The following is a 6,308-nucleotide window of genomic DNA, read 5'->3' as shown; positions in this document are numbered from 1 at the left end:
TCCGCAGCTTCTTTCCCTCCAACGTCCTGCCTCATCCATTCGCGAGCAGCATCTGGTGACAGTACCAGTGGCCGCCTGTCATGAATATCTACCAGTCCTTTGTCTGCAGCAGCCGTCACTATCAGAAATCCTTCTGCTTCATCTCCACGTTCGAATGGTGTGCTGCCGATCGCCGCCATGAATATCGGCTGGCCATCGACTCGATGAATGAAGTAGGGCTGCTTTTTGTCGCCTTCCTTTTTCCACTCAAACCAGCCATCAGCAAAGCAAATTGCGCGACCGTGTTGCCACAGAGGCTTAAACATTCTGCTGGTGGCCGCAGTTTCAGAGCGTGCGTTAATTAGTGGTGGTTTATCCCACCACCCTGGGGCGTATCCCCAGATAACAGGATCGAGATGGAGTTTCTCGTCACGTTCGCTCAGAAGCAGAACTCTGGTGCCTGGCGCCACGTTAAAACGCCCGATCGGTTCCGGGTCATATGGAATGTCTCGTTCGACTTCGTCAGCGAGAAGGACGAGATAGTCTTCACGCGTCATCGACTGTGAAAAGCGTCCACACATAGAAACCTCCAGCCATATGTCAGACTGAAAGTATAGGTGGTAACTAAAAGAGAGGGCGCGTAGGTTAATGTGTACCTAAATGCGCCCTTAAATTTGATTTTGGATGAATATTTGTGTTTATCTATTTGAATTTAAGGTTAATTATTTAAATTCAAAAAACCTTCTTGTACGGTTTTACTGAAACCTGCGCATACACGCCCGCCGCGACATACGGATCGGCTTCCGCCCACGCCTGTGCCGCCTCCAAAGATTCAAATTCGGCAATCACCGTCGAGCCGGTAAAACCCGCCGCACCGGGATCGTTAATATCGACCGCTGGCATGGGGCCCGCCGTGAGCAAACGACCTTCGTCATGAAGGAGTTGCAGGCGAGCCAGATGAGCAGGGCGCACGGAGAGACGTTTTTCGAGAGAGTCTGTAATATCTTGAGCGTAAATAACATACAGCACGGGTAGAGCTCCTTGAACGGTAAAAGTCGTTAATAACGTTATTGGAAAGGCCTAACAACTGCAACGGAAAGATAACTGATATGTTAAGGCCATACTCTGAAAGCGGTTTTTTATCATAAAATCGCGTTTTAAATGTCAGTTACCGCCACGGGCTTATTGAATATGATTGCTATTTGCATTTAAAATCAGGGCCTGGTTTTTTTACTGAAACGATTATGACTTCAATGACCCTTGATTTACCTCGTCGCTTTCCCTGGCCAACGTTACTGTCTGTCGGCATTCATGGTGCCGTAGTGGCTGGTTTGCTGTATACCTCGGTACATCAGGTTATTGAACTGCCTGCGCCAGCGCAGCCGATCTCTGTCACGATGGTCGCGCCTGCCGACCTTGAACCGCCTCAGGCCGTTCAGCCGCCGCCGGAACCCGTTGTCGAGCCTGAACCGGAACCAGAACCGATTCCAGAGCCACCAAAAGAGGCACCGGTGGTGATTGAAAAACCGAAGCCCAAGCCTAAACCGAAGCCAAAACCGGTGAAAAAGGTGGAAGAGCAACCGAAACGCGATGTTAAACCAGCAGAACCGCGCCCGGCCTCCCCACTGGAAAATACGGCACCTACGCGCACAATGACCAATACCGCGCCGGCAACTACCAGCAAACCGGTGGTCAGTGCGCCATCAGGTCCACGCGCTTTAAGCCGTAATCAGCCTCAGTATCCGGCGCGAGCTCAGGCGCTGCGCATTGAAGGACGGGTAAAGGTCAAATTTAACGTAACGCCGGATGGTCGGGTTGAAAATGTGGAGATCCTGTCTGCACAGCCTGCCAATATGTTTGAGCGTGAAGTGAAAAATGCGATGCGTAGATGGCGTTATGAGGCAGGTAAACCCGGTTCCGGACTCGTGGTGAATATTGTTTTCAAATTAAACGGCACAACGCAAATCGAGTAAGCATCAGGCCGTCCGGCAATCATCACTCTTGATCATTGCCGGATAGCATTACTGGCGTGTGCTATCAGGCCAACGTGGGAATTGGACGCGGTTTCCCGTCTTTATCAACGGCAACGTAGATAAACAGAGCCTCGGTGGCTTTATAGCGCTGCCCAATAGGTTCAGAAGCGACTTTCTTCACCCAAACTTCAATATTGATGCTGATTGAGGTTGTCCCGCGTTTCACACAGCGCGCGTAACAACACACTACATCACCTACGGCGACCGGCCGCAAAAAGCTCATTCCTTCAACCCGCACCGTTACCACACGACCATGTGCGATCTCTTTGGCCTGAATCGCGCCACCTATATCCATTTGTGACATCAGCCAACCGCCAAAAATATCACCATTCGCGTTGGTATCTGCAGGCATGGCCAGAGTACGTAAAACCAGTTCACCCTGGGGAGTGTTATTCGTTGTTGTCATTGTAGAACCGACTATAGAGAAAGATTACAGGCGCGATGCTACTAGAATTTGTGCGTTGAGAACAGAGGGGATGCGGCGTGCAGAGCAGATGTAAGCCAGGTTGTCAGCACAATGGAACGCGAGGGGATAAAAATTCGCCAGATCCGCAGATCTGGCGAGCATGTATTACGATTTATCTTCTTGCGGCAGATGACGGTAAATATAGACTCCACTCAGCAGCGTAAAGAATAAAGTCAGGGCGGTCAGGCCGAACACTTTGAAGTTGACCCAAATGTTCTGCGGTAGCCAAAATGCAATATAGATATTCGCCAGACCACACAGGATGAAAAAGACGGCCCAGGCTAAATTAAGTTTCGACCACACCGGCTGCGGCAGGGTCAGCTCTTTACCTAACATGCGTTGAATTAGCGGCTTTTTCATTACCCACTGGCTAACCAGCAGAGCACCAGCAAACAGCCCGTAAATCACCGTTACTTTCCACTTAATGAATTCATCGTTGTGGAAAAAAATAGTCAGGCCACCAAATACGGCCACCAGGACAAAGGTGATTAATGCCATCTTCTCGACCTTGCGATAGCGAACCCAGCTGTAAATCAACACTACAGCCGTCGCGACAATCAGCGCCGAGGTCGCCGCATAGATGTCATAAAGCTTATAAAAAGCAAAAAAGACAACCAGCGGTAAAAAATCAAGAAACTGCTTCATTCTTCGATTCCGTCATCAAAAGCACCGGGTACAAGCCCGGAATGCGTTCAGGGTTTATTGGCGAATCAGCATGTACAGGCGGAACAAATAGATCAGCAACACGGCGGAGATCATATTGCTCAGCGTATTCGCCAATACCGCGCCTACATTCGGCGTAAGTACTGCAAAACTTGGCGCAAAAAGCAACAGCAGCGTTTTTGCCAGCAACCAACCGATCACTGCCGGCGCAACCAGTCGCATATTCGACCACGCGAGACGCATACTGTTGCGCATCGCGGCAAAGACACCCATTTTGTCCTGTACCAACATCACAGGGGCGAGTGCCAGCAGGATCGCCAGCAGAATACCGGGTACAACAACCAGCATAATACCGATTTGCACCAGCAGAGTAGTCAGAAAAATCAGAATAAACAGCTTCGGTAACACTGGCGCACTGGCGCCGATGGCACGTAATGCGCTGACGCGATGACCTGCTGAAATCAGCTGAATCATCAGGATGACACCCCCGGCGAGGATGGCATTACCAATCAGACCGGAAAACGTCGACGCCGCGGAAGCGCGTAGCAAAATTTGCTGTTGCTCCGGGGTCATGTTTTGCACCAGATCGAACAGCCCCACGCTGCTGGTTAACTGATCGCCTTCACTGAGTTGCGCAATTTGTGCGTCAGTGGGGGAAAAGGCATGCCCTAACACCACTGTGATAAACGCGCACAACAACGATACCAGCAAGATGGTAATGAATTGATTACGGAAAAAGTTTCCCGTGTCACGGTAAACGGATTTCGCCGTGATAGACATGCACTCTCCTTGAGTTTTGCAGGTGTTCATTTGCGGGCAATTGTACCCTGGATAACTCTACAGTGGCAGCATCGCGCGATGTATGGAAAAGCATATCTTTGTAAAGCTGCAGTAATTTTTGGCTATGACTTCAGCGTCGTGCATGAACGCTGTTTGTTATCTGCGCATCACGAGCAGATATCCATCACCCATCAGCAATGAGCTGGAGGTACTTGCACATTGAAAATATATCAAAATTGATCTGAATTAATTTAACCAGGATTTTGAATGCAAGTTCTAACTTAATCTGGATCAATAAATGTTAAATTATCAAAGTCAATGTGATCCATGTTAGATCACTTATTACTCCAATGTGGGTATATTCGTTCCGCTTTTATAACCATAACGATGGAGCGGACATGAAAAAATTAACAGTTGCAGCATTGGCTTTAACAACTCTTCTCTCTGGTAACGCATTTGCGCATGAAGCTGGAGAGTTCTTTATTCGTGCAGGTTCTGCCACCGTCAGGCCGACGGAAGGTGCAGGTGGTACGCTGGGCAGCTTAGGTGGCTTTGATGTCAGCAATAACACGCAGTTGGGTCTGACATTTACCTACATGGCAACCGACAATATCGGTGTTGAATTACTGGCAGCTACGCCGTTCCGCCATAAAATCGGTACTGCTGCAACGGGTGATATTGCCACCGTACATCATTTACCGCCGACGTTAATGGCGCAGTGGTACTTCGGTGACTCCAGCAGTAAACTGCGTCCGTACGTAGGTGTTGGGGTGAACTACACGACCTTCTTCGATGAAGGCTTTAACGACAACGGTAAAGAAACGGGGTTATCGGACCTGAGTCTGAAAGATTCCTGGGGCGCAGCAGGGCAAGTTGGTATGGACTATCTGATTAACCGTGACTGGCTGATTAACATGTCGGTGTGGTACATGGATATCGACACCACCGCAAGCTATAAAATGGGCGGTGTACAGCAGCGAGACAGCGTACGCCTTGATCCGTGGGTGTTTATGTTCTCTGCGGGTTATCGTTTTTAAGTTTTTCTGCAAACCCCCTGCAAAACTGGTCATCAAATGGCCAGTTTTTCCATTCTTTTCCACACGTGTCATTGTCTTGAACGGCCATTATTTTGCGCCTCTGGCCTGACAAAATTTGTGTGTCGATACCTCGCTATAAGCAGTACTGCGCTAAGGAAGGTGCGAACAAGTTCCTGATATGAGATCATCATATTCATCCGGAGCGCATCCCAGAGGGACATCATGAGCCATCAACTCACCTTCGCCGATAGTGAATTCAGCACTAAGCGCCGTCAGACCCGAAAAGAGATTTTCCTCTCCCGCATGGAGCAGATTCTGCCATGGCAGAATATGACCGCTGTCATCGAGCCGTTTTATCCCAAGGCGGGCAATGGCCGACGGCCCTATCCGCTGGAGACCATGCTGCGTATTCACTGCATGCAGCATTGGTACAACCTGAGCGACGGTGCCATGGAAGATGCCCTGTACGAAATCGCCTCCATGCGCCTGTTTGCCCGATTATCCCTGGATAGCGCCCTGCCGGATCGCACCACCATCATGAATTTCCGCCACCTGCTCGAGCAGCATCAACTGGCCCGTCAATTGTTCAAGACCATCAATCGCTGGCTGGCCGAAGCAGGCGTCATGATGACCCAAGGCACTTTGGTGGATGCCACCATCATTGAGGCACCCAGCTCTACCAAGAACAAAGAGCAGCAACGCGATCCGGAGATGCATCAGACCAAGAAAGGCAATCAGTGGCACTTTGGCATGAAGGCCCACATTGGTGTCGATGCCAAGAGTGGCCTGACCCACAGCCTGGTCACCACCGCGGCCAACGAGCATGACCTCAATCAGCTGGGTAATCTGCTTCATGGAGAGGAGCAATTTGTCTCAGCCGATGCCGGCTACCAAGGAGCGCCACAGCGCGAGGAGCTGGCCGAGGTGGATGTGGACTGGCTGATCGCCGAGCGTCCCGGCAGGGTAAAAACCTTGAAGCAGCATCCGCGCAAGAACAAAACGGCCATCAACATCGAATACATGAAAGCCAGCATCCGTGCCAGGGTGGAGCACCCGTTTCGCATCATCAAGCGGCAGTTCGGCTTCGTGAAAGCCAGATACAAGGGGCTGCTGAAAAACGATAACCAACTGGCGATGTTATTCACCCTGGCCAACCTGTTTCGGGTGGACCAAATGATACGTCAGTGGGAGAGATCTCAGTAAAAACCGGAAATAACGCCAGAAATGGTGGAAAAAATAGCCTAAATAGGCTGATTCGATGTGTTTGCGGGAAAAAAATCGGCCCAGATCCGCGAAATTTTAATCAGCGAGTCAGCTTGGGAAGAAATGACCTGCTTATTCGCACCTTCC

8 protein-coding genes and 1 pseudogene are annotated in these 6,308 nt (G+C 50.2%); 3 read left to right on the top strand and 6 right to left on the bottom strand.

Annotated elements, in window-relative coordinates:
- On the bottom strand, nucleotides 1–560 hold a 560-nt coding region (locus OGY72_RS09310; RefSeq protein ID WP_286547622.1), incomplete at its 3' end, for an SOS response-associated peptidase family protein.
- A gap of 151 nt (nucleotides 561–711) precedes the next feature.
- Entirely contained in the window at nucleotides 712–1,008 is a 297-nt protein-coding gene (locus OGY72_RS09305) for a YciI family protein (RefSeq protein WP_286547621.1), read from the bottom strand.
- Between the two features lie 215 nt (nucleotides 1,009–1,223).
- On the opposite strand from OGY72_RS09305, the gene tonB reads away from it, so the two are divergent.
- The gene (tonB, locus tag OGY72_RS09300) at nucleotides 1,224–1,952 is read left to right on the top strand and encodes a TonB system transport protein TonB (RefSeq protein WP_168150127.1); all 729 of its coding nucleotides are present in this window, start codon (nucleotides 1,224–1,226) and stop codon (nucleotides 1,950–1,952) included.
- Between the two features lie 64 nt (nucleotides 1,953–2,016).
- Here the strand turns inward: tonB and yciA are convergent, their stop codons facing one another.
- The 4 genes and pseudogenes from yciA to OGY72_RS09280 form a co-directional block, all read right to left on the bottom strand.
- Nucleotides 2,017–2,418 carry an acyl-CoA thioester hydrolase YciA gene (yciA, locus tag OGY72_RS09295; protein WP_003020670.1) on the bottom strand — a complete coding sequence of 134 codons (402 nt, stop codon included), beginning with the start codon at nucleotides 2,416–2,418 and terminating at the stop codon, nucleotides 2,017–2,019.
- Nucleotides 2,419–2,583: 165 nt separating this feature from the next.
- The gene (locus tag OGY72_RS09290) at nucleotides 2,584–3,123 is read right to left on the bottom strand and encodes a septation protein A (RefSeq protein ID WP_003020667.1); all 540 of its coding nucleotides are present in this window, start codon (nucleotides 3,121–3,123) and stop codon (nucleotides 2,584–2,586) included.
- 54 nt (nucleotides 3,124–3,177) lie between these two features.
- Complete coding sequence (locus OGY72_RS09285; RefSeq protein WP_003020663.1) at nucleotides 3,178–3,921, bottom strand: YciC family protein; 744 nt, start codon at nucleotides 3,919–3,921, stop codon at nucleotides 3,178–3,180.
- A gap of 28 nt (nucleotides 3,922–3,949) precedes the next feature.
- A pseudogene (locus OGY72_RS09280) lies at nucleotides 3,950–4,027 on the bottom strand (YkgJ family cysteine cluster protein); the annotation flags it as partial.
- A 292-nt stretch (nucleotides 4,028–4,319) separates the two neighbouring features.
- On the opposite strand from OGY72_RS09280, the gene ompW reads away from it, so the two are divergent.
- Nucleotides 4,320–4,958, top strand: coding sequence for an outer membrane protein OmpW (ompW, locus tag OGY72_RS09275; RefSeq protein WP_003833354.1), 639 nt, complete (start codon nucleotides 4,320–4,322; stop codon nucleotides 4,956–4,958).
- 222 nt (nucleotides 4,959–5,180) lie between these two features.
- Nucleotides 5,181–6,161 (top strand): IS5-like element ISKpn26 family transposase, encoded by a 981-nt coding sequence (locus tag OGY72_RS09270; RefSeq protein ID WP_000019450.1) that lies wholly within the window; start codon nucleotides 5,181–5,183, stop codon nucleotides 6,159–6,161.
- Nucleotides 6,162–6,308: the final 147 nt, after the last annotated feature.

This window comes from Citrobacter sp. Cpo221, from assembly GCF_030332345.1.
Taxonomy (GTDB): Bacteria; Pseudomonadota; Gammaproteobacteria; order Enterobacterales; family Enterobacteriaceae; genus Citrobacter; species Citrobacter portucalensis.
This window is presented reverse-complemented; position numbering and strand designations above follow the sequence as displayed.